Origin of the sequence: Flectobacillus sp. BAB-3569 (assembly GCF_002270355.1) — a bacterium.
GTDB classification, from domain to species: Bacteria; Bacteroidota; Bacteroidia; order Cytophagales; family Spirosomataceae; genus Flectobacillus; species Flectobacillus roseus.
Window position 1 is genome coordinate 403347 of the sequence record NZ_NJFZ01000009.1, and the last position, 26012, is coordinate 429358.

The window sequence follows — 26012 nt, forward strand, 5'->3', positions numbered from 1 at the left end:
GATAATTTTATAAAGCCATTTTAGTTTCTTTTTGATAATTTAATTTTATTCTAACCCCTAATTCAAGACAAAATTCGTTAATTAGTCTGTTACTTTGCAAAACGTTTTGATTAAACGTTTAAATATTGGTATTTACCGTAGTAAAACCAAAGTTAAAACGAGTCTATTTCTAAATATGGTTTGTCTTGGATTAATCAAATAATGATTTGGGATAAATGAAGAGATTTTTTTTAGAGTCAAAAAATACTCGTAAAATTGTTGTATAATTTTAAGTGAGGTCTTGGATATTTCTAAGTATATTATTTTTGAAGTGAAAAATTATATAAAAATTGGAAAAATAATATAATTAATGCTTTTGCAACTGTTTGCGCTATTTTTTTGCGAAAATGATTCGAAACCTCATTTTTAAGCAATAAATTTGCAGTGATTTGCATAAAAAGCAAATAATATTTGGGATTTAGCTTAACCGACTAAAAATAATAAATTGTCTATATGAAAAGAGTCGCAGTATTTACCTCTGGGGGTGATGCTCCGGGTATGAATGCTTGTATTAGAGCGGTTGTACGTGGGGGTTTACATTATGGCCTAGAGATGTTCGGAATTATCCGAGGCTACAACGGAATGATCAAAGGTGATATCATTCCTCTTAATTCTCAATCAGTTAGTAACATCGTTCAACGTGGTGGTACTATCCTGAAATCAGCTCGTTCAAAAGAGTTTATGACTCCCGAAGGTCGTAAAAAAGGCTATGATCAGCTAAAAGCACATGGTATCGATGGCCTTATTGCTATTGGTGGTAACGGTACTTTTACAGGAGCTGAGATTTTCTTTAACGAATTCCAAATTCCAACGGTTGGAGCACCAGGAACCATTGATAACGATTTGTATGGTACTGATTACACCATTGGTTTTGATACTGCTGTAAATACAGCTTTGGATGCCATCGACAAAATCCGTGATACAGCTGATTCGCATGATCGTATCTTCTTTATCGAAGTAATGGGCCGTGACTCTGGTTATATCGCTATGCAGTCTGGTATTTCTGGTGGTGCCGAGTCTATCTTGATTCCTGAAGAAAGACAAACGGTAGAGGATGTGGTATCTGTTTTGAAAGCTGGTTTTGATAGAAAGAAATCTTCTTCTATTGTAATTGTAGCAGAGGGTGACGAGGAAGGTCATGCAGCTGAGGTTGCAGAAAAAATTAAAGCAACTATCGATGTACCTGTAGATATCCGTGTTACCAACTTAGGTCACATCCAACGTGGTGGTAGTCCAACTGCTTATGACCGTATTTTGTCAAGCCGTTTGGGTCTTGGTGCATTAGAAGGATTGTTGAATGGACAGAAAAATGTAATGGCTGGTATCGTAAATGATGAGTTGATTTACACACCATTCCACGACACAATTACCAAGAAAAAATTAATCAATAGTGATTTGTTGAGAATGGCATCGATTCTTCGATAAGATTCTAAATCAAAAACTAGAGCTCATGGCATTGTGCCAAAGCTCTAGCCATGCAATACTGAAATAAGGTTTTACAGATTTTCTGTAAAATAAAATTTTTCGGGTGAAGAGTGGTAGTGAGTTTTTCACTATGTACTTTTCACTCAAAAGTTGATGGTAACCTTACATCTTTATCCTTTCTTTTAGCAATATCCCATTGCCCTGTAAACGCAATACCCAATTATTTCGTGGATTAACTGATAAGCCTCAGCTAAGGCTTGTTCACTCGGTATAAAAAGTGTATCGGGTGTATATCCTATGTCTATTGCTCTTATGGCACAACTGTATAAAGTGGTATTCAGACCAGCTTTTTGAAAACAACCTATTGCTCTTCGTCCATGAAAGGCGGAGGTAAATAGTACACTTGTTTTGAGTTGAGGAAAATTATGTAAAATTTGAGCACAATAAAGGGCATTTTCTCTCGTATTACGTGCTTTAGTCTCTAAGAGAATATCCTCTGGTTTTATCCCTAATTCGATTAAAATCTGTTGCGTTTTAGCAGTTTCAGAATCGTGTTCATTATTCAATGGATTGATGCTGACATCGCCGCCCGAAATAATAATTTTTTTCAATAGCCCTCTTTTATACATTCTCAAAGGTTGAAGAAATCTATCAGCAGTTTTTCCTGAAAAAATTTGTTCACGATTACACTCACGATTCATCATCATGCCTCCCGAAATAATAATTCCAACATCATATCGTTGAGCGAATGGACTTGTTGGAGGAGGAGTTTCCCATAAATGATATCCCCAGTTGACAATTGTACTGTTTCCTAATAGTAGCAGGATTCCTAAACTTGTGCAAAGTAGTATTTTCTTAAGCCTCAAAGATTTGGTGATAATGCCCCAAATAAGCGTTATCGTAATCAAGCTAATAGGCATGAAAATATAAAACAAGAGTTTGGAAAGGATAAAAAACATCGTTTGATAGGGATAAATATGTCTTACAGATAAATTTGAAAGTATTTGGCAGGCTTCCTATTCATCTGAAAGGAAGTTTAGATAAATTTGTAAATTCGAATCTAAAATAGAGGAAATAATCAAGTGCTTTTGGCATATTACAGAATTTCACTTGGTTTACTTTGATAATATTATTCATAATAGCGTTTGACACTAGGCTTTCAGATATCGGCTCTCGGCGCTGGGCTTTTGTAAAAAGCATGTCTTTGGCTATTAAAAAAAGTTTAAAATTCTTTGCCTAGTGCCTAGGCAATCTTACTTTATACTATTACTTAGCAGGACTGTAACTCCCCATTTGCTATTCCTGTGTAAGAGTTCGATGAACAGGATTTAGATAAAAATTACACTTGGCTCGATATACAATATTAACTTACATAAATTGTTATTTCAATCTTACTTACATACAATGAAGCATTATTCTAAACAAATTTTTCTATTCCTTCTTGTCCTATTGTTCGGTTCACAAAGCTTTGCCCAAACACCAAGCAGTTTTTCAATCAAAGGAAAAATTAATGGCATTAAAGATACAACTGTCTTTCTTGCGCATTATTTTGGGTACAACCAACAAGTCATAAAAGATACTGCAAAAGTAGATAGTTACGGACAATTTCATTTTAAAGGCACAAAAGAATTACCAGAAGGTTTGTATTTGATTGCTTTACCCAAAGGCAAATACTTGGACGTGGTGATTGGTAATACCAATTTTTCTTTTGAAACAGATACGACCAATCTAATTGGAAAAATGAAAGTAACTGGCTCGAAAGAAAATGAATTATTTTTTGGCTTTCAACAAGAAATGTCTTCAAAGTTTGAAAAACTCAAACAATTAGACGCTATGCGTCGCCAAAAGAAAGATGCTGGTTCTGAGGCAGCATTCAAAAAACAACAAACTGACATAGAGTCATTTCAGAAGACTTGGTTAGAACAAAATAAAGGTTCATTTGTGGTAAAATTGATTAAAGCTGCGCAAGAACCAGAAGTTCCAGCCTATGGCAAACCCATAGTTACTAAAGCTGACTCGTCGGCAATGTATCAGTTTCAGTTCTCTTATTATAAGTCACATTTCTGGGACAACTTCGACTTGGGTGATGAGCGCTTGATGAGAACGCCATTTTATCAGAAAAAATTAGAAAGATATTTTGAGGACTTGACGGTTCAACAATCAGATTCAATTTCACTTGAGGCTGATAAAATTTTATCAAAAGTAAAAGGAAGAGATATTCGTCGTTACACGATATATAAAATCACTAGTTCGTACGAAAACCCTAAAATTTTGGGTGTAGATGGCGCTTTTGTTCACATGGCTGAAAAATACTACATTGGCGAGCCAGCACTTTGGGATACAAGTACAGTGCGCAAAATGAAAGAAAGAATTGCGATTGTAAAACCTTTATTAAATGGCAAGCCTTTTCCTGATATGTATTTGACAGATACCCTCGGAAGAGAAATTGATATTCGTCGTATTCCTGCTGATTATACTGTGGTATTTATTTACGACCCAGAATGTAGCCATTGTAGAGAATCCGCTCCTAAATTGGCAAAAATGTATCCTGCCCTTAAACAGAAAAATGTTAGAGTATTAGCCGCATCTATTGATCGTAGTGCTCCTAAATGGAAGAAGTTTATCAAAGAGTTTAAGTTTGAATCGATGATTAATGGGATAGATATTCATAAAAATCCTCAGACAGGCAAGGAAGAATACTATACCGATTTTAAAAATCTTTTTGATGTGTACGCTACTCCAGTGATTTATGTGCTGGACAAAGACAAAAAAATTATAGCCAAGCGTCTGCCACTCGAACAAATCGAGGATTTTATAGATTTCCATAAAAAACAAAATATTAAAAAATAATTCGAATGGCACAGCCCACCAAGCTGTGCCATTTGTTATTTTTGGATGCTGTAGTATTAGCCCTCCGTTTCAACCATACTTATCACTAGTTTTATGAAATATTTTTACCTACTAACCATTTCATTCGTTTGTTTATCTAGCCAGCTTTTTGCCCAATTTCGCATTGAAGCAAAATTTAAAAACCTTCGAGATTCTGTTTGCTATTTGACTTACTATTACGAAGACGTAAACTATGTTCAAGATTCTGCGAAAGTAAATGCCAATGGAGTAGTGGTATTTCAGGCAAAACAAAACTTAGAACCTGGACTATATAACCTAATGATTGGAGGTTGGAAAAGTATTGATATTCTGGTTGTGGAGCAGCAATTTTCGTTTGAAGCAGATGCCAAAGACCTAGTTAATACCATTAAGTTTACAGGGTCAAGAGAAAATGACTTGTTTTATAGCTACCAACAGAAAATTGTCAGAGAAGGCGCTAAAATAGCGTTGTTAGAAGCTAAAACAGATTCGGTTTCTATCAATAAAAAATATGCAATACAATATGAGTTAGAGCAGTATCGTAAAAAGTTTGTTACGGCATTTGCAGGTACATTTGCGTCAAAGCTCATCAAAGCGACCATGCCAATGGATTTGCCACAAGCACCTAAATTATCCAATGGACTAGAAGACCCGCTTTGGTCTAATAAGTTTTTCGTCAATCATTTCTTCGATAATTTTGATTTGACCGACGACCGAATGATTCGCACGCCTTATATCCATCAAAATGTGGCAAGCTATTTTGAGCCTCTTACCTTTTTGCCAATAGATTCTTTGATCATTCTATCCAATAAGATTATTGAAAAAGCTGGGCGAAATACCGCTATGCGGAAATATTTGATTACAAAAACAACAGGTTTTTTCGAGACAAGCAAAACCATGGGGCATGATGCAGTTTTTGTATATATGATGAAAAAGTACTATCTGCAAGAACCTCAATTATGGGATGAAAACACTATCAAATTAGTAAAAGAAAGAGTGTTTTATCTAGAAAAGCTTTTGATAGGCAGTAAAATACCTGATGTAAAATTGACTGATTTGGCAGGCAAGGAACAGACTTTACACGCTCAAAAAGCGGATTGTACCATATTATATATTTACGCAGCTGATTGCGGTCATTGTAAGAATTTTACCCCACAATTAGTGCAATTACATAGAAGATACGCCGATAAAGGCTTGCAGGTTTTTGCTCCAATTTTTGGTAATGATTTGGATACGTGGGGAGAATTTATCAAACATTATCAAACCCAAGATTTTGTCAATGTGATTGATCAGACAGGGAATGTCAACTTTTTCCAAGAGTTTGATGCTCAATATACTCCAACAATTTATATTTTGGATAAAGAGAAAAGAATTGTCGGCAAAGGAAATCTAGCGATTGAAGATATGGAACAAATTGTAGTGAGGTATTTAGGAAAGTGAATATGAATTATACCGAATTTTTGAATTTAGATTATTCTCCAAATTTTTATCAAAAAAAGCGATCGAAAACTGTTTTCTGACCGCTTTTTTGATATTTCTATGTTATAACCAATTAGGTCTAAGATGTAAAACATTGCGTCTCTACAGCTAGAATACAGATTGATAAAAGAATCACTCATTCACTCAATTAAGAATGATTCCTATTTTTACCTCATTTTAGCTCGTTTAACCAAATAAGCTGAAAGTATTTGTTCGAAACCTTGTGCTATATCCGCTTCAATAAAATCAATTTTATATTGCCCGCAACGAAGCTTTAAGTTATGATAAAAACTTTGTAATACTCTTTGATAATCATCTTTTACTTGTGCAGGATTCAACTTAATCTTTTCGTTTGTTTCTAAGTCAATAAATTCATAAGGACGATCTTCAAAAGCGAAATCTGACTCGGTTTTTTTGTCCGTAACATGAAAAATCAATACCTCATGCATATTATGTTTGAGGTGTTGGAGTGCTGAAAACAGCTTTTCTGATTCGGTGATATTGTCAAACATATCACTAAACAAAATCACCAACGAACGACGATGTATTTTCTCTGCAATTTCATGAATCACAGATGCGACGCCTGTACTTTTTGAAGCGTCAGGCTTTTGCATCAACTCCTGTAAATCCAAAAGTATCTTGTGGATATGCGTTGGTGTTGATTTTATAGGAGTTTGAATTTCTACTTTATCCGAAAAGGTGGTTAAGCTAACAGCATCTTTTTGTTTCTGAAGCATATATGCCAGTGCCCCTGCAGCCATAATGGAAAAAGTGATTTTGCCATAACTAGGCGCAGGATAATACATTGAGGATGAAGTGTCTATTAGCAAATGGCAACGTAAATTAGTTTCCTCTTCATAGCGCTTGGTATAAATACGGTCGGTTTTGGCATAAACTTTCCAGTCAATATGCCGCGTACTTTCGCCAGTATTGTATAATCTATGTTCGGCAAATTCTACTGAAAAGCCATGAAATGGAGACTTATGTAGACCTGTAATAAATCCCTCAACCATTTGTTTGGCCAAGAATTCAATATTTCCGTATTCTCTGATTTTCGCTAAATCCATAATTTTGTTGTATAGAAGGCAGTAGTCTAATATTGTGCCAATTTACAAACTTTCTTGGTCTGGCATATGTCTTTGCAAGAAAAGTCTAAAAGGCTGCATAAAAAAAGATAAATGTTAAGAATTATCCTTCAACGCCCCAATTCTAAAAAAAGTTTAATAAAGACAAAAATCATTATCTTTAAAATTTACAATTTTTATTCTATCCAAAACCTGTAAGTCAAGATAGGTTTTATTGGTAGATTGTCGCCTCAACGCCAAGTGCTAAACGTACAAAATGCCATCGAAATTGTTTAAAAGACTGTGATAAATGTCTGGACCTTCCTATTTTGAGTATCGTCTATTTTGGCTTATTTTTTTGTTCAGCTTTTCTGTTTCTAGCTAATTTTCGTAGATAAGAGTTTACCTTCAAACGCCTTTTTTTGAGATGAGGATATTTACGTTTATGCCAATTTTTTCGCAAACGGTAGTACTTAGTATGCTGTAAAATAGGTTTTTGATAGTATTTGGATTCTAACCTAGGAGTGGCTACTACGCGCAAAGAGTCATATGATTCGAGCATAATATCTCCATCAAAACCTACAACTTTCAGCCTTACATTAGTCAAACCATCCTTTCTCATTTTGAGCCACTTAGCTGGGTTCTCAGTGAGGTCAATTATACGACCAGGTTTGTAAGGTCCACGATCGTTGATACGTACAATAACGAAGCGTTTGTTGGCAAGATTGGTTACTTCCAACATGGTTCCGAAGGGCAGGGTCATATGCGCTGCTGTGTATTGATTTTCTTTCAAAATCTCACCAGTAGACGTGGGCTTGTTATAAAAGCTATTGGCATAAAAAGAGGCAATTCCATACGATTCGTCGCCTAGTTTTTGTGCACTTGCAGTGGAGGCTACAGTTAGAATCAACGAAATCTTGAGAATTCCAAAGTGTTGTTTCTTCATTGTAAGTGATTAGTATATACTTGATGAATGTGCGAGAAAGAGTTTGTTATTACTAGAAAAAGGCACTATTTACAAATCTATGCTTTTTGGAATCAAAATAAAAATATTTATTGGTTTTGTTATATTTTTATTGATAAATATTTAGTTTAAAAGTCCAAAATGCAAATTTTATTTTATTCGATTTTTTTGTTAGAATCAATAAAATTTTTACTTTTACCAATCCATAAACCCTAAATTTTAATAGTACAGTGGAAGAAAGAGAAAGAGAAGAATTGTTTTCAAAACGCATTAGAGCGGGGAAAAGGACGTATTTCTTCGATGTGAAATCAACTCGCTCAAACGACTATTACATTACCATCACTGAAAGTCGTCGCTACCAAAAAGATGATGGCTTTGCTTACGAAAAACACAAGATGTTCTTGTACAAAGAGGACTTCGATAAGTTTTTGGAAGGCTTAAGAGAAGCCGTTGATCATGTGAAGCATGAACTGTTACCAGATGTAGATTTTTCACAATTCAACCGTGAAGAAGACGAAGGTTTTGGTAGTGAACTAAAGTGGGAGTAGGCAGAAAATTGAATGCTAGGTCAAGTTTATTCTAGTGTACTCAAGCTATGATGAATCGTAAGAGAGCAGCTCTATGTAAGACGCTGTACTTGCTACACTATTGACCTTTTCTACTTAGTATGCTCTCTAAAAAGACTTAGCCTCTGATTTTTCAGAGGCTTTTTGTTGTTACAGGAATATTCATGTAACTTTGCACCTCCAAAATCAAAGAATTTAAAACGCCAAGATGAATTTGTTTCGCTTGGCCCTATCAATAACAAAACTTCAATGGGTTTAAAATGCGGTATCGTAGGTTTGCCGAACGTCGGAAAATCTACTTTGTTTAGTGCAATTTCTTCTAATAAAGCCGAAGCGGCCAACTATCCTTTCTGTACCATCGAGCCCAACGTAGGTGTTGTGACTGTTCCAGATGAACGTCTTCAAATTCTCGAGCAATTGGTAAACCCACAACGTGTGTTGCCAACAGTAATCGAATTTGTAGATATTGCAGGTTTGGTAAAGGGTGCTTCTCAAGGTGCTGGTTTGGGTAACAAATTTTTGGCAAATATCCGTGAGGTTGATGCTATTATTCACGTAGTACGTTGTTTCAACGACGACAATATCGTACACGTTGAAGGTCGTGTTAGCCCAGTTTCTGATAAAGAAATCATTGACCTTGAACTTCAATTGAAAGATCTTGAGTCAGTAGATAAAAAATTGCAAAAATTTGAACGTGCTGCCAAAGCTGGTGATGCCAAAGCAAGACAAATTGTTGGGGCTTTGAGCCAGTACAAGTCGACTTTGGAAATGGGTAAATCAGCTAGAACGGTTCAAGATATAGACGCTGATTTGAAAGAAGAGGCTATCGGTGATTTGTTCTTGTTGACTGACAAACCTGTTATTTATGTAGCAAACGTTGATGAGACTTCGATTCAATCTGGTACAAACGAATACGTGGAGGAATTGAAAGCAGCAGTTGCTGACGAAAATGCTCAAGTTATTGTTATTTGTGCATCAGTTGAGTCTCAAATCTCTGAAATTGAGGATTTGGACGAACGTCAAATGTTCTTGGAAGAATATGGCTTGAAAGAGTCGGGTCTTTCGCAATTGATTCGTGCTTCTTATGCTTTGTTGAACTTGATTACTTATTTCACCGCTGGTGTGAAAGAAGTTCGTGCTTGGACTATCCAAAAAGGATGGAAAGCTCCTGCTGCAGCAGGTGTAATTCACACCGACTTTGAACGTGGCTTTATCCGTGCCGAGGTAATTAAATTGGCTGATTATCAACAATATAAATCTGAAGCTGCTTGTAAAGAAGCGGGTAAAATGAACGTGGAAGGTAAAGAATATGTAGTTGCTGATGGTGACATTATGCACTTCCGTTTCAATGTTTAGCATACAATTTTGAGTTATATGCAAAAAGGACAGCCCTCACGAGCTGTCCTTTTTTATTAGTAATAAATTTCCTCAGATTTACATCTTCAAAACACTCATTTCGACACGTCTGTTTACTTTACGTTGCTCTTCAGTTCCACTTTTGATAATAGGTTTTGAACTACCGTAACCAATCGTTTGGATGCGAGTTGGCGCTATTCCTTTTTTGACCAAATAATTTTTACAAGATTCAACTCTTTCTTCCGAAAGTTCCTGATTGGCATCGGGGTCACCAACGACATCAGTATGCCCTTCGAGTCTGATTTCCATTTGTGGAAAATCTTTCATCATGGTTACTACCTTGTCGAGTTCTACAAAAGAGGCTGGTAATAAATCTGATTTTGATAGTTCGAAATTGATATTCTGTAAGGTTATTTTATCACCTACAGCCAGTGGATTTAAGTAAATATCTTTATTCAATTTACCATTAACCGCCAATTTACTCAAATCAATAGTTTCTGTAAATGTAGCATAACCTCTCGCATAGGCAGTAATCACAAAGGATTGATTAGCAGTTAGATTAGAGCGATAAATTCCTGTGCTCACAAAACTTTGGGTAGAGTCTACTTTTTTATTGGTGTTAGTTTGGACAAAATTAATAGTTGCACTGACTGCTTTCTTCGTTTTGGCATCACGTACAATTCCCATCACCAAAATGGTATTAGCTTCAGTTGGTTTTGTACTATTGTCTACTTCACCCACTTTTCCAGATTTCGGTTTTTTAGTAGGGGTATCATTTGAGCCACTTGGTGCTGGAATGGATGGTGTATTCGAAGGGTAACTAGGTGTGTTATTCGGATACGTTGGAGTATTATTGGGATAGGTTTGGGTATTGTTGGGTTGTTGAGGATAATTCTGTGAAGTCGCAGGATTACTCACTCGAATATTGTAAGAATTCCAACATTCCGTCCCATTGCTATCTTCACACTCAAATAAGTCGAAAATCTCAATGCCCGGGTTTAATCTTTCATAATAAACACTAAAATTCACTTCTTGCTGAGCCGAAACCTGTGTCATCTGAGGAGCAATAGTAATTCCCTCAGACTTGATAAAACGAAATGATCTACCGTTAGAAGCTAGCAATCGTGACTCAGCACTAATCGCAATTGGGATTGTACTCACCCGACCTGTTTGTGGGTCGCGCGTAGTTGGGTCTGAGTTTCTGAAGCTCATATCCAAAATGGTATATTGATTGGTCAAACGAACATTGTTGATTCGGATACTCGTATTTGACCTTTGGGGTGTTGGTGTTTGAGTTGGATATTGATTGCCACCACTATTTCCACTATCTGTACCTCCGTATCCTCCGCTTGGTTGCATGCTAATACAACTTTGGAATAATGGAACAAATCCTAAAATAATGAGAAGTTTTTTCATAAGACGGATATGATTATTGATTGAGTTTGGACTTAATGAGTAATGATTTTAGATCTATGGGTTATAAAATTAAAGTATTTGGCGTTCAGCTTTCAGCTATTGGCTTTCGTTAAAATATTTTTTATAGATTGATATGAGCTTTTACCTAACACCAATGGCTTATAGCCTAAAGTATATTAATTCGGATTGAGTGTAGAGTTTTGAGATAGAAAATTTTATACTAAAAAAACGCAATTATGTACTAATTCTTACCTTGATTTGATGAGCGAATATCCTACCAAACTATCTGCTCGTCCACCTATAGATTGGTGATATACAAAGATTTCGTACGAGTTTTCAGTTTGTGAATGACTACCTTCAATATCACGTTCGTTTACAGTTCCCTTATTGTCTACGGTAATATACTGAAAATTATAGATACCTTGTTTGAGTTGAATAAAGGCTTCGTAGGAGCTACTTTCGGGGACATAGTGCATTTGGTTGCTTTCGTTGAGCTTCCAATCATTGTATGCACCCAAAATATATACTTTTTTATTGATTAATGAATCAGTTTTTAACTGAAAACTAACCCGAACATAGTCTGCATCGGTGGAACCTCTATTGGTTTCGTAATTATCAATCACAAACATTCCATCAAAGTCTTTCGTGTCTACATATGCCAATCCGTTTTGAGGCTTGTCGGTAAAAAGCTCAAAGACATTTTCTCTATCTCCATAAGAAATATGCGAAATTCCAACCAACTTTTGTTGTGAACTTCGAATGTCAAATAAGCGAAATTCGTTGATGCCTTCAATGCTATTTTCGCCATCAAAAAACTGATAATCTAGTTTTCTATTAAAATTATCAATCATAAAAGGCTGAAGATTTTTGATGGTTTTATTGTCTCGGAAGTTTTGACGAATAATTATTTTTAAGTCATTCTTAGGATCAAGAATTTCGTATCCTGAATAATTAATCGCAAAATTGACCTGCTGATGCGTGCGACGTTTGTCGGGAACATTCGAAAAGACGATTTTTCCACCTACACTTACACGACTATCATACACTTGAAATCTTCTGGATAGAACTATATCTTTCTCATTCCGATTTTTGTAAACCATCACGATAAAATTGCCCGAAACGCGTACTTTAGGCAATACCAAACTAAAGTGATTATATTGAATTTTGGTAGCAAAAGAATTATAGTAATCATAAATCGGAATATCATTGTATTCAGAAAGATATTCGATTTCATTCAGTGATGATGGTTGCCAGTCGGCATTACAATGAAAGATTTTAACTCGAAAATTTTGCACTGCTGGGTTCAAACAATCAAATTCTAGTTTGAGGTTTTGATTATTGTTAAGACCAATCACGGGCGGATTCAAGGTTGCCTGTACGTTATTTGTACCGTCAAGAGGGTAGAGGAGCGGCGTTTTGATATAAGGCTCATAAATCTGATTATCATAAATCAACGTTTTGCCTTTTTGAGCAAATACCGCAAAACTTATTAAAAGCAATAAGCCTGTTTTTAGTAAGTTTTTACCAAAAACAGGCTTTATAGATAAGATCATATTGGACATAGATAAACGGAGTATTGTGTGAATAAGAGAATAATGGTTGAGTGATTGTTTTAATCGGACTAGATATATTCACCCAACCACTCAAACATACATTAGCTAATGCTCGCTTCCACTTCTTCTAATTCAATCATCGCTGATTCCCAATCTTGATTGGCTTGTGCTAGATTTTGCTGAACCTCTTGATATGAAGCATTTGCTTTGGCTAACGCTGCATTATCATTATAAATTGCAGGGTCGCCTAATTGATGCTCTAAATCAGTTTTCTTTTCCTCTAATTTCGAAATTTTATCTTCCAAATCGCTTACTTTTTGATTCAGCTTTTTGATTTGTTTTTGAGCTTCTTTTTTAGCAAAATCACTTACCTGAGTTTTCACTTCTACCTTAGGAGCCTCTACTTTTTTCTCTACTGGTGCAGGTGCGGCATTGGCTTGACGTTCAGCTTGCCAAATTTCGTATTCATCGTAAGTCCCAGGATATTCTTTGATTTGTTCATCTTCGATATACCAGATTTTATTGGCAATTTCGGAAACAAAGAAACGGTCGTGAGAAACTACTACATAGCTACCTTCGTATTGTTGTAATGCCTGAATTAGGATATTCACCGACATCATATCGAGGTGGTTAGTAGGTTCATCCAGCAATAAAAAGTTAGCTTCAGAAATAAGAACTTTTGCCAATGCTACTCTTGATTTCTCACCTCCTGAAAGTACTTTGATACGCTTGAATACATCTTCACCTGTGAATAGGAAACAGCCCAAAACACTTCTCAATTCTGTTTCAAGCTTGGCAGTTCCTGCCATCTTTAGTTCATCCAAAAGTGTATTGTTGACATCCAAACTTTCAAGTTGGTGTTGTGCAAAGAAGGAGTCGATTACATTATGACCAAGCTTGCGTTCGCCATCAAGGGTTTCTGTACCAGCTATGATTCGTAAAACGGTTGATTTCCCTTTTCCGTTGGCACCAATTAGCGCAATTTTGTCGCCTCGTTCGATTACTGCATTAGCACCGCTCAAAATACGTTTAGAACCATAGGCTTTACTTACATCTTCCAGATTCATGATAAAACGTCCCGGCTGAGTACCAAAATTGAATTTGAAATTCACTTTTGCAGCTTCATCAATCACATCATCAATGACATCCAAACGTGCTAATGATTTCACACGAGATTGTACCTGACGAGCTTTGGTGGCTTTAGATTTAAAGCGCTCAATAAAACGTTCAGTCTGACGAATCATTGCCTGCTGATTTTCGTAAGCACCCTTCTGGATTTCATTTCTCATGGCTTTTTCTTCCACGTAAAATGTATAGTTTCCAGAATATTGGATCAGTTTAGAACCCGTTACCTCCACGATTGTGTTGACCGTATTATCCAAGAAATAGCGGTCGTGAGATACTACGATGATGGCGCCCTCATAATTATTGATATAGTTTTCTACCCACTCAATCGACGGTAAGTCAAGGTGGTTGGTAGGCTCATCGAGCATCAATAATGACGGACGTTGCAAAAGTAATTTAGCGAGCATCACACGCATACGCCAGCCTCCAGAGAAGGTGCGTAGTGGTTGACTCAAATCGGCAGTTGTAAAACCCAAACCTTCCAGAATCGCCTCAGCTTCAGATTGCATGGTATATCCACCCAAGGCATCAAATTCATCTTGTACTCTAGCTAATTTATCGACATCAGTATCCTCGTAGTTCGTTTCCATTTTGTGCAGGATACGGTCGATTTCTTTTTGCAGGAAATTCTGACGCTCGAAAGCCTGCATGGCTACCGAGAGAATAGATTCGTCGGACTGATAAGATAGTAAGTCTTGATTCAAAAATCCGATAGTGCAATTGCCTGACTTTGAGATGTTTCCACCGTCTGGCTGATATTCGCCTGAGATAAGGCGCAAAAGAGTTGATTTCCCAGTTCCGTTAGCCCCAATCAAACCGATTTTGTCTTTAGGTTTGATGTGTAAGTTGGCTTCATAATACATCGGGCGACTCCCGAAATAGAATGATAAATTATTAATAGATAACATATCACAAAGATAGTGGAAATTGTGGACTTGATGGATAACGCGGTGTATGCTAATTAGGCATTAAGAAAATTTTCATAAAACTCCTCCAAAAATCGCTTAGTCTCCTGATGCGTTATGGTTCCCTCTGGCGTTATTTTCCCTTTTACTCCTTGAATCAGCAGCTGAGTGTTGTCATGAAGTGATGCTCCTAATGTACTTAAAATTAATTGTAGCTCTTCATGCCCTTTTGCTCCATTGGCGGAGGCGGTAATTAGTCCTACGGGTTTATCGGAAAAAATAACAGTAGATACCGACCATTCTAATAGATTTTTTAAACCACTTGGAATCGAAAACACATATTCAGGAGTACAAATAATAATTCCGTCTGCCTTTGCGATACTAGCCCGAAACTGGACTATTTCGACGGGTGTATTTTCGACAGAAAGTTCAGGAGCAAAGTGGGGATAGTGTTTTAGGTCATCAATAATCTCAAAGTCAATTTCACTTGAAGATAAGGATTCTAAATACTTGACGATAGCCAAATTGGAAGAGTTGGCGCTGGCACTGCCAACAATAGCAACGATTTTTTTCAAGGTTTATGAAGTTTTGCTGAGACTTATGCTCTTTTAATTCTTAAGGAAATATTTTAGTTCAATCCTTTCAAAAATAGACCGCACTTTTACAAGAAGAGTGCGGTCAAAAACTGTTTAAGTGTAGAAGAGTTTGTTAATTTCTTAAGAATTGTTTCATATTTTATCCGCTGAAATTTTATGACTTCTTGAACGCAATCTACTCAAGGATTCTGGAGTAATACCCAAATATGAGGCAATGTGGTATTGTGGAATACGTTGCATCAAATGAGGGTAGGTTTGCAAAAAAGCCTCGTACCTTTCATTAGCGGATTTCTCAATAAACCATCGCAAACGTAAATCTTGCTGCATCAGAATAGCCTGTAAAAATAACCGGCCCAATCTTTCCCAATTGTGAAAACGGTCATACAACTTTTGTAAATCTTCATATTGAATAGCAAGACCTTCGCAGGGTTCAATTGCTTGTACAGCTTCGTATGAGGGTTGTTGTGAAAAAAAGCTCACAGCCGAAGTGTTAAACATGCTTTCCTCTGCAAAATAATTTGTGATTTGTCCCTTGTTTACAACTGGGACATAGTTTCTCATGATACCCTTATTAATGAAAAACACCTCCTTTGCCACATCTCCAACTTGTAATAGATGTTCATTCTTGCCTAGTTTCTTTGGATAAAAATTCTTTTCAATTAAATCTAACTCCTCCTTCGTAAATTCCGAAACGAATTGTGAAACTACTTTTCTAATGTGGGTGTACATAAATTTTTTTTTACTGGTTATAAATACAAAGCGTGTGTTACTAATTTGGAAAGGCGCAACAAAAGGGTAGTTTATTCAGTGATGAAAAAACTCAATGAAAGTGTAAAATACGTAAAAAATGTCAAAAAATTCAATTTTTTTGTGATAAGGAAGTATAGGAAGTGATGAGTGAGGGACGCAGTTGGGAGGAAGCTCCCAACTGCGTGAAAATGCTTATTTTGTAGCTTTGTTTCCGCCAAGATAGGGCGATTGTAATAAGTCGGATACGCCTTTGAAGAGAACGGCTGTTTTGTCATATCCAAATGTAGTCGCTAGTGACTGTGTTTTGTTATTGTCGCCCATGGCCATGTCCACATCTTTCATGGTCATTTGCGAAGGGTGCTCATAACCGCAAGCATGTGCAATTTCGAGCATTTCTTTGTTGAGTGTTTTCATATAATTATAAAGACGCTCACTCTTTAGCGCTGGGTCTATGCCTCCTTGTAGCCATTTGCTCGAGGTGGCAATACCCGTTGGACAGCGGTTGGTATGGCAAACTTGTGCTTGAATACAACCAATCGACATCATAGCCTCACGACCAACATTAATCAAATCGCAACCCATAGCAAATGCCATCATGGCTTTTTCAGGAAATCCTAATTTTCCAGAACCGATAAATACAATCTTGTCGGCTAATCCATAGCGTTGGAATATTTTATAAATCTTGCTGAACGCAAAAGTAAATGGCAACGACACGTGGTCTGCAAAAGCGTGTGGTGCTGCACCAGTACCACCTTCACCACCGTCGATGGTAATAAAGTCAGGGCCTTTGCCCGTTTTTACCATATATTGAGCTAGTTCTTCCCACATTTCTACTTTACCAACTGCTGATTTGATACCGACTGGCAGACCTGTATTTTGGGCCATATCCTCAATAAATTCTACCATTTCAGGGATTGTGGAAAAAGCAGAGTGATAAGCTGGCGAAATAATATCTTTTCCCATCGGAATATGACGTATGTCTGCTATTTCTTGGGTGATTTTCGAAGCTGGTAAAACACCACCTTTGCCAGGTTTGGCTCCCTGAGAAAGTTTGAGCTCCAGTGCACGAATAAAAGGATTATCTTGTGTCATTTTGATGAGTTTTTCCATCGAGAAATTTCCCTCATCGTCACGTACACCAAAATAAGCTGTACCGATATTTACTACCACATCCGCACCAAACTTATGGTAGGGTGATAGCGAACCTTCACCTGTATTGTGATAGCATCCAAACTTGATGGCACCCTTATTTAATGACTCAATGGCTTTGGCTGAAAGTGACCCGTAACTCATACCCGATATATTTACTATCGAATAGGGTTTGTAGGGACGCTTACGATTGTGATATTCACCAATAGTTTTGGCACAAGGTACGGCGCTTGGGTCTTTCAAATTAGGATGCTCTTTGGGAAGCTTTAATCCCAACATAGCGTGTTTGATAAAGATATATCCTACTGCATTAAAGTCTTGATCTGAACCAAAACCTTGTAGGTTATTTTCTTTTTTGGAAGAAGCATATACCCAGGCTCTTTCTCCTCTATTGAAAGGTAATTCTTCACGATTGTTGGCCACGATATATTGGCGTAATTCAGGGCCAATTTTTTCGAGCATGTAACGGATATGCCCAATCACAGGGAAATTGTGCTGGATAGTATGCCTTTTCTGTAGAATATCACGGATTGCCAGTCCTACAATTGGTATCACAATCCAGACGCTCCAGTGTAAATTTTGAATGAAATCCATAAAGTTGATTGGAATTATTGTTGCTTTAGGTTAAAAAGAATTAAAACGCTAAACTACTCAAATGTGCGTATTATATTTAAGTCATTCGTGTATTCTAAGCTCGTTTTAAGATACATGAACTGTATCGAATATTTTTTGTAAAAAAAGAAGATTAATGAATACAATCTTACTTGTCTTGAGTAAGAGATACACCACCTGAAATAATCATTTTCATAGCGTCCGACGACGGGATATCCAAATGAATGATACTGCTTTTGGGCACTATCATCATTTCGCCTGAAAACGCATAGGAATGGGGGCAGTACACCATCACATCGCCATCGAGCGATAAAAAACTTAGGTCGCTTTGGGTGATAAAACCAATTTTTTTGATGCCATTTTCTTTATTAATGGTAAAAAGAACAGGCTGATTAAATTTCTTTTTATCTCCTACAAAAGCCTCAACTAGGTCTTTGAGTGAGAAATAAATGAGTCCGACGAGGGGCAATCTGGAAAGTCCTTCTTCAAAAATCTTGAGAACAGGCACCGCCAAAAAAGAGGAACCCAAAAATCCCACGACCATGATGATCGCTAAAAGAACGACAAGCCCTGTGCCTCTAAAATGAAAGTAAAAATGTTCGTCAAGAGAAGAAAGTAAGTTGAAAATAATATAGCCTGTAATATAAACTGGCGCTAGTAAAAGTAGCCCTTGTACAAAATAACTAAAAAGCTTTGCGCTTATACGTTTGAATCTGAAAGACATTTTTTATATCTATTATGGTTTTGCCTTTTGGATAATGAACTCGATAACTTAGTACGATTGTTTTGGCCTCCTTGGGTTTGAGTGCAAAATCCCAAAAAAGTTTATTTCGATTGTAATCAACAGTAGCATCAGAATTTTCTTCCATTTCGAAGATAAGATCAGTGTCCTTTATGTTTGGTATAGTTTCACCGACCACAATGTTTAAAGTCTTCAACCATGGATTATAAACACGAATGGCTATTGAACGATATTCGTGAATAAGTTCATCGTCTACCTGTTTGGTATGATGTTTAATATCACGTCTAATTTTAATTCTAAGATTCTCTTCCACACTTAATGAAAGCGTGTCGGGTTTGTTGATGGGACCTAATTTTTGTGACTTGTTTTTTTGTGCCAGAATGCTGTAACAAGTACAAAAAAAGAGAGTGAAAAGTGCCGTCTTTAAAGTTTTTTGCAAGAATTTTGCCAAAATATTTTTCAAGGTCTTCAAAATAAGGATGATGGCTAATAATAGTGATTTTTCAAAATAGAGTCATTCAACGAACATTTATTTGTAATTTTGCGACAGAAATCTCAAAAGGAATAGTCAAAGTTTTAGATAATGAATTTTCAATATACACAATTACAAGAATTTATCCAACAGGTTTTTCTGTCGATTGGATGTAGCGAGGAAGATGCCCTTTTGGCGTCTCAAGTATTGATTTCCGCTGATTTGAGAGGTGTTGATTCTCATGGGATCGCTCGCTTAAGCGGCTATGTGCGTTTGTATGACAACGGTCGACTTAACCCTAAGCCGATTATTAAAATCATACACGAAACCCCTTCAACTGCCGTTATAGATGGTGACAAAGGACTGGGTTTGGTGGTTGCACCAAAAGCAATGGAAATTGCGATGGAAAAAGCCGACAAAGTGGGTTCTGGCTGGATTTCGGTTCAAAATTCCAACCACTTTGGTATTGCAGGTTATCATGCGATGAAAGCTTTGCATAAAGATATGATTGGTTGGGCTATGACTAACGCCGCACCTTTAGTTACACCAACGTTTTCTAAAGAGAAATTATTGGGTACCAATCCAATTGCTGTGGCCGTTCCTGCGGCTGAAAATCCTCCATTTGTTGCTGACTTTGCAACTACGGCAGTGGCATATGGCAAAATGGAGATTTTACAACGTAAAGGTGCGCCCGCTCCACTTGGATGGGTACAAGATAAGGATGGTAATCCGACTGACGACGCCAATGCTGTGAAAAATGGAGGTGCTTTGTTGCCTTTAGGTGGCGACCGTGAGCACGGATCTCACAAAGGATATGGCTTAGGTGCAATTGTAGATATTTTCTCAGGGGTACTCTCTGGTGCAAATTTTGGTCCTTGGGTTCCACCTTTTGCTACAGCTGGATTTATGTCTGCAGGTGAACAAGTAGGAAAAGGTACTGGACACTTCCTAGGTGCTATGCGAATTGATGGTTTCCGTCCTGCTGACGAATTCAAAGCTGATATGGACAAATGGATTAATCGTTTTAAAGCAGCACCTGCCGTAGACGGGAAAAATGTAATCATCCCAGGCGATCCAGAGCGCGAATTAGAAGCTGAACGTAAAGCCAATGGAATTAATTTATTGGAGCCAGTTGTTAATGACCTAAATGCCTTGGCAACACGCTTTGGTATAAAATTTTAAAAGCAATCTCAAGATTAACTCGATAAATAGCTTATCAAATCAAAAATGCAAAAGAATAACAAACTCATTCGCTATCTGATTATTACAGTTGCTTTGTTTACGGCGATGTTCTCTTATTATGTTTGGCAAATTGCCAAAACGCCTAATTATCAGGTAGATGAAAAGAAAGGATTTGCTTTGTTGATTCCTAAAGGAGCAACATTCGAAACTGTATGGGACTCCTTGAATGCTCACAAAATTGTAAGAGATGAGCTTTCGTTTAAGTTTTTAGCAAAACTGCTCAAGTTCCATGATAATGTTCATGAAGGTCGTTATATGATTACGGCTGAAATGGGTAATTATGAATTGTTGAAAAAACTTCGTTCAGGTCGCCAAGATGCTATTCGCTTGACTTTCAATAATATTCGTTTGAAGAAAGATTTGGTGCATAAAATTGGTAATCGTTTCCAATTTGATTCACTGACTTTTGCCAAAATGCTGAATGATAGCACAATCGCTCGTAAATATGGTTTTACAAATGAGACCATTATGTGTATGTTTTTGCCTAATACCTACGAGGTTTATTGGACAGTTACTCCCAATGAGTTTTTTGACATCATGCACGGATGGTACAAAAAATTCTGGACAGAAGAACGTAAGCAAAAAGCAGCGGCTATTGGTTTGAATCCAATTCAGGCACAAATTATGGCATCAATTGTAGAGGCCGAAACCAAGAAACCTGACGAAAAACCAAGAGTTGCAGGGGTATATATGAATCGTTTGAATGCTAAAATGCCTTTACAGGCCGATCCAACGGTAGTTTTTGCACACCAAGATTTTACGATTAAGCGTGTAAATAGTACCTTGACAAGCATCAAATCGCCCTATAATACCTATAAGGTCATCGGTTTGCCCCCAGGTCCAATCAACTTGCCAGATTTGAAATCTATTGATGCTGTTCTGAATTATGAACATCACAAATACATGTATTTTTGTGCAAAAGAAGATTTTTCAGGTTATCACAATTTTGCTGAAAGCTTCGAAGATCATTTGAATAATGCTCGTATTTACCAAGATGCCTTGAATAAACTCAATATTCACAGCACAAAAAATAATACTCAAAAATTCAAAGACTATAAAGGATGGCCTATGTGGCAACTTTGTAGTCTTTGTGCTTTTGTACTAAATCAAAGCATCCAATTCCCTCAAAATTTCGTAATTCTTATGTATATTCACGAATTCAGCTACCGAGTTCGCTATGCCGATACCGACCAAATGGGCTATGTATATTATGGCAACTATGCCCGATTGTATGAAATTGGAAGGGTAGAAGCACTGAGAAGTTTAGGGTTCAGTTATAAAGAAATGGAAGATTCTGGTGTCATGATGCCAGTATATGAAAACAAGTCCAAGTACATCGCTCCAGCGCTTTATGACGAATTGCTGACTATTAAGACCAGTTTGCAAACAATGCCATCGGCACGTGTGGTTTTCCATTATGAAATATTTAACACGGAAGGTAAATTAGTACATACAGGCGAAACAATCTTGGTTTTTGTAAACCGTGAAACTAATCGCTTGACAAAAGCCCCCAAAGAACTAACACAATTACTACAACCTTATTTTGCGGGCTAAACTAAAGATTTTTTGAAGGAAAGTAAAAGATACTGGAATGCTCAAACGACTAAGAAATACCAAATTATATTCCCTCGTAATCTATTTTTTACAAACAACACGCTTAAAAAACACAACTGCAACTGTTTATTACGTCCTGAAAATATTGATTCAAAAAATCATTCAGTTCGATATAGACGTGCGTGCAGCAGCGGTGGCGTATAATTTTACTTTGGCGGTTTTTCCTACCTTGATTTTTCTTTTTTCTTTAATTCCCTACATCCCTGTTGAGAATCTAGACGAAAGAATTCTTAATTTACTTTCAGACGTAATGCCTGCGGGGATTTATGGCGAAGCCAAGCGTACCATTGTCGAAATTATCAGCAAGCCACGAGGAGGCGTTTTATCGCTCGGTTTTTTCTTTGCTTTGTACGCTTCTACAAGCGGAACAATGGCATTGATGCGAGCCTTTAATCTGACCTTAACAACACAAGAAAAGCGAGGTTTTGTCAAAGCCAGATTGATTGCCGTGATGATGAATTTCTTGCTGACAATGGTTTTGTTCGTGTCGATTGTAGTATTGATTGTAGGGAGACTTTTAGTGGATATGCTTTTTGAAGGAGGGATGATTAATCCCAGTTTTACATTTTATCTCTTACAAGCATTGACCTATTTTGTGATTTTTACGCTGTTTTTTCTGGTTATTTCTATTGTATATTATTGGGGGCCTTCTGTACACAAAAAATGGAAGTTTATAAACGTTGGTTCCATTACAGCCTCTATTTTGACGATTATTATAACAAACGGATTTTCGTATTATCTTTCTAATTTTGCTTCTTACAACAGGCTTTACGGAACAATTGGTACCTTTATTGCCTTGATGGTTTGGCTTTATCTGATTGCGTTGGTATTGATTCTGGGATTTGAGATAAATGCGAGTATCGACTATGCGATAAATGTGCCACCAGATAGCGAAGAGGAGTTTTTGTCGGTTGAAAATTGAAAAAGCCGCACTCAAAGTAAGCACGGCTTTTTGTACCCTAACCCATAAAAATCAATGAAGTATTCCTACTTTTTAGCATTGATAATCAATTTTCCGCCATAATCGTGCCAAATTTTTATTATTTCTCATAAATAGAAGCTTTTTTGAAAAAAAAGTACTTCTATTTTGTTTTTTGACTCCAAGTTCTCACCTTGTTATCTCAATAAGTCGCAATCCACAGAACATTTTTTAAGAAGGAGGTACCATGGCAGAGTTTATAAAGCTGTACGAAAAAGGTACAGATATGCGAAAAATCGATCAGATTATTTCGTGCCTGAAAGACGGTGGCGTCATTATTTATCCTACCGATACGGTGTATGGAATGGGATGTGATATTCATAATACCCGTGCTGTTGAACGTATTTGTCAAATCAAAGGAATAAAGCCCAACAAAAACAACTTCTCTTTTATCTGTTATGATTTGAGTCATATTTCGGACTATGCAAAAGTATCGAATGCCGCTTTTAAGCTTATGAAAAAAGCTTTACCTGGGCCGTTCACTTTTGTGTTAGATGGAAACAACAAAGTTCCTAAAGTATTAGCTCAAGGGAAGAAAACCGTGGGAGTTCGTGTTCCTGATAATGAAATAACACGATTGATTGTCAAAGAATTAGGGAATCCCATTATCACAACTTCGATACGTGATGAAGACGATATTGTGGAATATTCAACTGACCCAGAATTAATTTTTGAAAAATTTCAAAATGTAGTTGATATCGTAATTGATGGAGGATTTGGGAATAATATTCCTTCGACTATTGTGGATGCAACTTCTGATGATTTTGAAGTGATTCGTCAGGGATTAGGCGAATTAGAAGAGTTTTTGTAATTGTGAGTGATGAATTTTGAGTGCTGAGTTTTTAATTTAATTAATTGATGTACAGTGAAGGGTTTTGCTATTTGGTTGAATTTTCTGATTGCTAGACAAAATTGAAGTCTCTAGTTCAAGACTTAGTCTTGGACTTACTTTTTTAAACAGTTTAAAACTGTATTAATAAAATTGAGTGACGAAGTCTAAACATCTGAATACCACTTACTCGTCTTGTCCAGTAGCCAGTTGGATTCTATTTTGCACTATTATTCATTATGAAAAAAAGCGGTCGAAACTTGTTTTTCGACCGCTTTTTTCATACTTATAAAAGGATGACTATCTCAAACTCCTACTAATAATTGCGCAAGTAAATAATCTGCTACTAATACAGCGATACAGCTATTCGTCACGGCTTTGGTAGATGACTGACCCACTTCTAGTGCTCCCCCTTTGGTAAAATATCCTTGAAAGGCAGAGATAGAGGCAATCAAAAAGGCAAAAACCACCGACTTGATAATGGCAAATGGTACATAAATAGGATGGAAGTCAAAACGTAAGCCTTGAATATACTCCGACGGCGAAATAGCACCCGAAAGCCAACCTGCTAAATAGCCTCCATAAATAGAGAGAAATCCTGCTAATGCAACTAACATCGGGAAAGTAATAATGGCACCAATGATTTTTGGTAAAACCAAATAAGAAGTAGAATTAATACCCATTACTTCCAAGGCATCAATCTGCTCAGTAATTTGCATGGTACCTAATTGACTGGCAATATGCGAACCCACTTTTCCTGCCAAAACAATGGCCGTAATCGTAGGTGCGAGTTCCAAAATCGTGGAATCTCGTACAATCAAACTAATAATGTATTTCGGTACGAATGGATTTGAAAGGTTGGCCGCCGTTTGCACACAGGTTACAGCTCCAATAAAGGATGAAACAATTGAAACAATGAGTAGAGAATTAATTCCAATTTCATAAGCCTCCTCAAATACCAAATCAAAATAAACCTTAAATTTTTCAGGATTTTTAAATAAATTCCCCATGAAAATGAAATATCTACCTATTCTTGTCACTTCGTTTTCTGTTAAGCGTTATAAGTTAGTAACTTCGTTGCTACGTTTTTGTAGCTATGACAACTTTAGCAAGCTGTGCCCTCAAAGATAACAAACCTTACAAGAAAAATCGGTGAAGGGAACAGAGTTTTTATGACAGATGTTGTTGAGAGGAATAAGAAAGTAATTCAAGCGAAGGTATTATTGAATATACATGCCATAAACAATCATTTATGAAATCGATTATCGTAACGGGCGGAACAAAAGGTATCGGAAGAGCTATTGTTGACAAGTTTGCCCAAGAACAATATCAGGTATTTACTTGTGCTCGTTCAGAGGATGAGTCTTTAAAAGGAATATCAAATGTTCATTTTTTTAAGGCTGATTTATCACAACGTAGCGATGTTTTAGCTTTTGCGGATTTTGTTCGTCAACATACCGAAAGTGTAGATATTTTGGTAAATAATACAGGCTTCTTTATCCCAGGTCAAATTCATAATGAGGAGGAAGGGACGCTTGAAGCCATGATTGAAACTAATGTTTACAGTGCCTATCATCTAACAAGACAGTTTGTTAATAAGATGATTGAATTGCGTTCAGGACATATTTTCAATATTTGTTCTACCGCAAGTATTACTGCCTATACCAATGGAGGCTCTTATTGTATTTCAAAGTTTGCTCTTTTGGGTATGAGTAAAGTATTACGTGAGGAGCTGAAGCCTTTTAATGTACGTGTAACAAGCATTTTACCAGGTGCAACCCTGACCAACTCATGGGCAGGTGTCGATTTGCCAACCGAGCGTTTTATGCGTTCTGAAGATGTCGCAGAAGTAATCTGGACGGCACACAAAATGCCAGCCAGCACAGTTTTGGAAGAAATTTTATTACGCCCACAGTTGGGGGATATATAATGGTGAATTAGTGAGTTGTGAATTTTGCCTTCGTTGGAGTTATTTCCAACGACTCAAGCGTCAGCAACTCATCAAGTGTGGAGGATAGGTTTGGGCTATTCTGCCATCGTTGGAGTTATCTCCAACGACCTAAGCGTCAGCAACTAACCAAGTGTGGAGGATAGGTTTGGGCTATTCTGCCATCGTTGGAGTTATCTCCAACGACGCAAGCGTCAGCAACTAACCGAGTCAGGAGGATAGGGTTTGGGCTATTCTGCCGTCGATGGAGTTATCTCCAACGACGCAAGCGTCAGCAACTCGCCTAGTCAGGAGGATAGGGTTTGGCTGTTGGCTAACA

22 protein-coding genes are annotated in these 26012 nt (G+C 37.0%); 10 read left to right on the forward strand and 12 right to left on the reverse strand.

The annotated features are described in order from the left end of the window. Positions 1-492 precede the first annotated feature (492 nt). Complete coding sequence (gene pfkA / locus BWI92_RS10945; RefSeq protein ID WP_095163173.1) at positions 493-1464, forward strand: 6-phosphofructokinase; 972 nt, start codon at positions 493-495, stop codon at positions 1462-1464. A 182-nt stretch (positions 1465-1646) separates the two neighbouring features. Here pfkA and BWI92_RS10950 read toward each other — a convergent pair whose 3' ends face one another. Next, positions 1647-2423, reverse strand: a complete 777-nt coding sequence (locus tag BWI92_RS10950) for a YdcF family protein (RefSeq protein WP_095163175.1) — start codon at positions 2421-2423, stop codon at positions 1647-1649. Between the two features lie 445 nt (positions 2424-2868). Here BWI92_RS10950 and BWI92_RS10955 point away from each other — a divergent pair, with 445 nt between their 5' ends. After that, entirely contained in the window at positions 2869-4314 is a 1446-nt protein-coding gene (locus BWI92_RS10955; RefSeq protein WP_095163177.1) for a DUF4369 domain-containing protein, read from the forward strand. A gap of 93 nt (positions 4315-4407) precedes the next feature. After that, on the forward strand, positions 4408-5772 hold the full coding sequence (locus tag BWI92_RS10960) for a TlpA family protein disulfide reductase (RefSeq protein WP_095163179.1): 1365 nt from the start codon (positions 4408-4410) through the stop codon (positions 5770-5772). Between the two features lie 206 nt (positions 5773-5978). Here the strand turns inward: BWI92_RS10960 and BWI92_RS10965 are convergent, their stop codons facing one another. Together BWI92_RS10965 and BWI92_RS10970 are read right to left on the reverse strand one after the other, a co-directional pair. Then, entirely contained in the window at positions 5979-6878 is a 900-nt protein-coding gene (locus BWI92_RS10965; RefSeq protein ID WP_095163181.1) for a DUF58 domain-containing protein, read from the reverse strand. Positions 6879-7215: 337 nt separating this feature from the next. Then, positions 7216-7821, reverse strand: coding sequence for a septal ring lytic transglycosylase RlpA family protein (locus BWI92_RS10970; RefSeq protein WP_095163184.1), 606 nt, complete (start codon positions 7819-7821; stop codon positions 7216-7218). A 248-nt stretch (positions 7822-8069) separates the two neighbouring features. On the opposite strand from BWI92_RS10970, the gene BWI92_RS10975 reads away from it, so the two are divergent. After that, a complete protein-coding gene (locus BWI92_RS10975; RefSeq protein WP_095163185.1) occupies positions 8070-8387 on the forward strand; it encodes a DUF3276 family protein in 318 nt (105 codons plus the stop codon). Between the two features lie 267 nt (positions 8388-8654). Next, a complete protein-coding gene (gene ychF, locus BWI92_RS10980) occupies positions 8655-9761 on the forward strand; it encodes a redox-regulated ATPase YchF (RefSeq protein WP_095163375.1) in 1107 nt (368 codons plus the stop codon). Positions 9762-9839: 78 nt separating this feature from the next. Here the strand turns inward: ychF and BWI92_RS10985 are convergent, their stop codons facing one another. The 8 genes from BWI92_RS10985 to BWI92_RS11020 form a co-directional block, all read right to left on the reverse strand. Then, entirely contained in the window at positions 9840-11177 is a 1338-nt protein-coding gene (locus BWI92_RS10985; protein WP_095163187.1) for an OmpA family protein, read from the reverse strand. 248 nt (positions 11178-11425) lie between these two features. Further along, positions 11426-12739 (reverse strand): DUF5103 domain-containing protein, encoded by a 1314-nt coding sequence (locus BWI92_RS10990; protein WP_095163190.1) that lies wholly within the window; start codon positions 12737-12739, stop codon positions 11426-11428. 92 nt (positions 12740-12831) lie between these two features. Further along, positions 12832-14763 carry a ribosomal protection-like ABC-F family protein gene (abc-f, locus tag BWI92_RS10995; protein WP_095163192.1) on the reverse strand — a complete coding sequence of 644 codons (1932 nt, stop codon included), beginning with the start codon at positions 14761-14763 and terminating at the stop codon, positions 12832-12834. 53 nt (positions 14764-14816) lie between these two features. Then, positions 14817-15335 carry an NADPH-dependent FMN reductase gene (locus tag BWI92_RS11000; RefSeq protein WP_095163194.1) on the reverse strand — a complete coding sequence of 173 codons (519 nt, stop codon included), beginning with the start codon at positions 15333-15335 and terminating at the stop codon, positions 14817-14819. A 153-nt stretch (positions 15336-15488) separates the two neighbouring features. Continuing rightward, positions 15489-16085, reverse strand: a complete 597-nt coding sequence (locus BWI92_RS11005) for a Crp/Fnr family transcriptional regulator (RefSeq protein ID WP_095163196.1) — start codon at positions 16083-16085, stop codon at positions 15489-15491. A gap of 213 nt (positions 16086-16298) precedes the next feature. Then, a complete protein-coding gene (locus BWI92_RS11010; RefSeq protein ID WP_095163198.1) occupies positions 16299-17849 on the reverse strand; it encodes an FMN-binding glutamate synthase family protein in 1551 nt (516 codons plus the stop codon). Between the two features lie 166 nt (positions 17850-18015). Further along, positions 18016-18591, reverse strand: a complete 576-nt coding sequence (locus tag BWI92_RS11015; RefSeq protein WP_095163200.1) for a DUF502 domain-containing protein — start codon at positions 18589-18591, stop codon at positions 18016-18018. Continuing rightward, the gene (locus BWI92_RS11020) at positions 18551-19072 is read right to left on the reverse strand and encodes a DUF4139 domain-containing protein (protein ID WP_176464394.1); all 522 of its coding nucleotides are present in this window, start codon (positions 19070-19072) and stop codon (positions 18551-18553) included. Before BWI92_RS11020 ends, BWI92_RS11015 begins: the two co-directional genes overlap by 41 nt. Positions 19073-19192: 120 nt before the next feature. Here BWI92_RS11020 and BWI92_RS11025 point away from each other — a divergent pair, with 120 nt between their 5' ends. From BWI92_RS11025 to BWI92_RS11040, 4 genes are all read left to right on the forward strand, one after another. Further along, entirely contained in the window at positions 19193-20263 is a 1071-nt protein-coding gene (locus tag BWI92_RS11025) for an Ldh family oxidoreductase (protein WP_095163203.1), read from the forward strand. Between the two features lie 45 nt (positions 20264-20308). Further along, positions 20309-21877, forward strand: coding sequence for an endolytic transglycosylase MltG (gene mltG / locus BWI92_RS11030; RefSeq protein ID WP_310588893.1), 1569 nt, complete (start codon positions 20309-20311; stop codon positions 21875-21877). A 145-nt stretch (positions 21878-22022) separates the two neighbouring features. Continuing rightward, positions 22023-22859 carry a YihY/virulence factor BrkB family protein gene (locus tag BWI92_RS11035; protein ID WP_229362957.1) on the forward strand — a complete coding sequence of 279 codons (837 nt, stop codon included), beginning with the start codon at positions 22023-22025 and terminating at the stop codon, positions 22857-22859. Between the two features lie 244 nt (positions 22860-23103). Beyond that, entirely contained in the window at positions 23104-23727 is a 624-nt protein-coding gene (locus BWI92_RS11040; RefSeq protein WP_095163207.1) for an L-threonylcarbamoyladenylate synthase, read from the forward strand. A gap of 323 nt (positions 23728-24050) precedes the next feature. On the opposite strand, the gene BWI92_RS11045 is transcribed toward BWI92_RS11040, so the two are convergent. Further along, complete coding sequence (locus BWI92_RS11045; RefSeq protein WP_095163209.1) at positions 24051-24785, reverse strand: ABC transporter permease; 735 nt, start codon at positions 24783-24785, stop codon at positions 24051-24053. Between the two features lie 212 nt (positions 24786-24997). Here BWI92_RS11045 and BWI92_RS11050 point away from each other — a divergent pair, with 212 nt between their 5' ends. Next, positions 24998-25675, forward strand: a complete 678-nt coding sequence (locus tag BWI92_RS11050) for an SDR family oxidoreductase (protein ID WP_095163211.1) — start codon at positions 24998-25000, stop codon at positions 25673-25675. The last annotated feature ends 337 nt before the right edge of the window (positions 25676-26012 follow it).

Excerpts from the sequence above, each read along its gene's own strand:
- pfkA (WP_095163173.1), top strand. The coding sequence starts at position 493 with ATGAAAAGAGTCGCAGTATTTACCTCTGGGGGTGATGCTCCGGGTATG.
- BWI92_RS10950 (WP_095163175.1), bottom strand. The coding sequence starts at position 2,423 with ATGTTTTTTATCCTTTCCAAACTCTTGTTTTATATTTTCATGCCTATT.
- BWI92_RS10955 (WP_095163177.1), top strand. The coding sequence starts at position 2,869 with ATGAAGCATTATTCTAAACAAATTTTTCTATTCCTTCTTGTCCTATTG.
- BWI92_RS10960 (WP_095163179.1), top strand. The coding sequence starts at position 4,408 with ATGAAATATTTTTACCTACTAACCATTTCATTCGTTTGTTTATCTAGC.
- BWI92_RS10965 (WP_095163181.1), bottom strand. The coding sequence starts at position 6,878 with ATGGATTTAGCGAAAATCAGAGAATACGGAAATATTGAATTCTTGGCC.
- BWI92_RS10970 (WP_095163184.1), bottom strand. The coding sequence starts at position 7,821 with ATGAAGAAACAACACTTTGGAATTCTCAAGATTTCGTTGATTCTAACT.
- ychF (WP_095163375.1), top strand. The coding sequence starts at position 8,655 with ATGGGTTTAAAATGCGGTATCGTAGGTTTGCCGAACGTCGGAAAATCT.
- BWI92_RS10985 (WP_095163187.1), bottom strand. The coding sequence starts at position 11,177 with ATGAAAAAACTTCTCATTATTTTAGGATTTGTTCCATTATTCCAAAGT.
- BWI92_RS10990 (WP_095163190.1), bottom strand. The coding sequence starts at position 12,739 with ATGTCCAATATGATCTTATCTATAAAGCCTGTTTTTGGTAAAAACTTA.
- abc-f (WP_095163192.1), bottom strand. The coding sequence starts at position 14,763 with ATGTTATCTATTAATAATTTATCATTCTATTTCGGGAGTCGCCCGATG.
- BWI92_RS11005 (WP_095163196.1), bottom strand. The coding sequence starts at position 16,085 with ATGTACACCCACATTAGAAAAGTAGTTTCACAATTCGTTTCGGAATTT.
- BWI92_RS11010 (WP_095163198.1), bottom strand. The coding sequence starts at position 17,849 with ATGGATTTCATTCAAAATTTACACTGGAGCGTCTGGATTGTGATACCA.
- BWI92_RS11015 (WP_095163200.1), bottom strand. The coding sequence starts at position 18,591 with ATGTCTTTCAGATTCAAACGTATAAGCGCAAAGCTTTTTAGTTATTTT.
- BWI92_RS11025 (WP_095163203.1), top strand. The coding sequence starts at position 19,193 with ATGAATTTTCAATATACACAATTACAAGAATTTATCCAACAGGTTTTT.
- mltG (WP_310588893.1), top strand. The coding sequence starts at position 20,309 with ATGCAAAAGAATAACAAACTCATTCGCTATCTGATTATTACAGTTGCT.
- BWI92_RS11040 (WP_095163207.1), top strand. The coding sequence starts at position 23,104 with ATGGCAGAGTTTATAAAGCTGTACGAAAAAGGTACAGATATGCGAAAA.
- BWI92_RS11050 (WP_095163211.1), top strand. The coding sequence starts at position 24,998 with ATGAAATCGATTATCGTAACGGGCGGAACAAAAGGTATCGGAAGAGCT.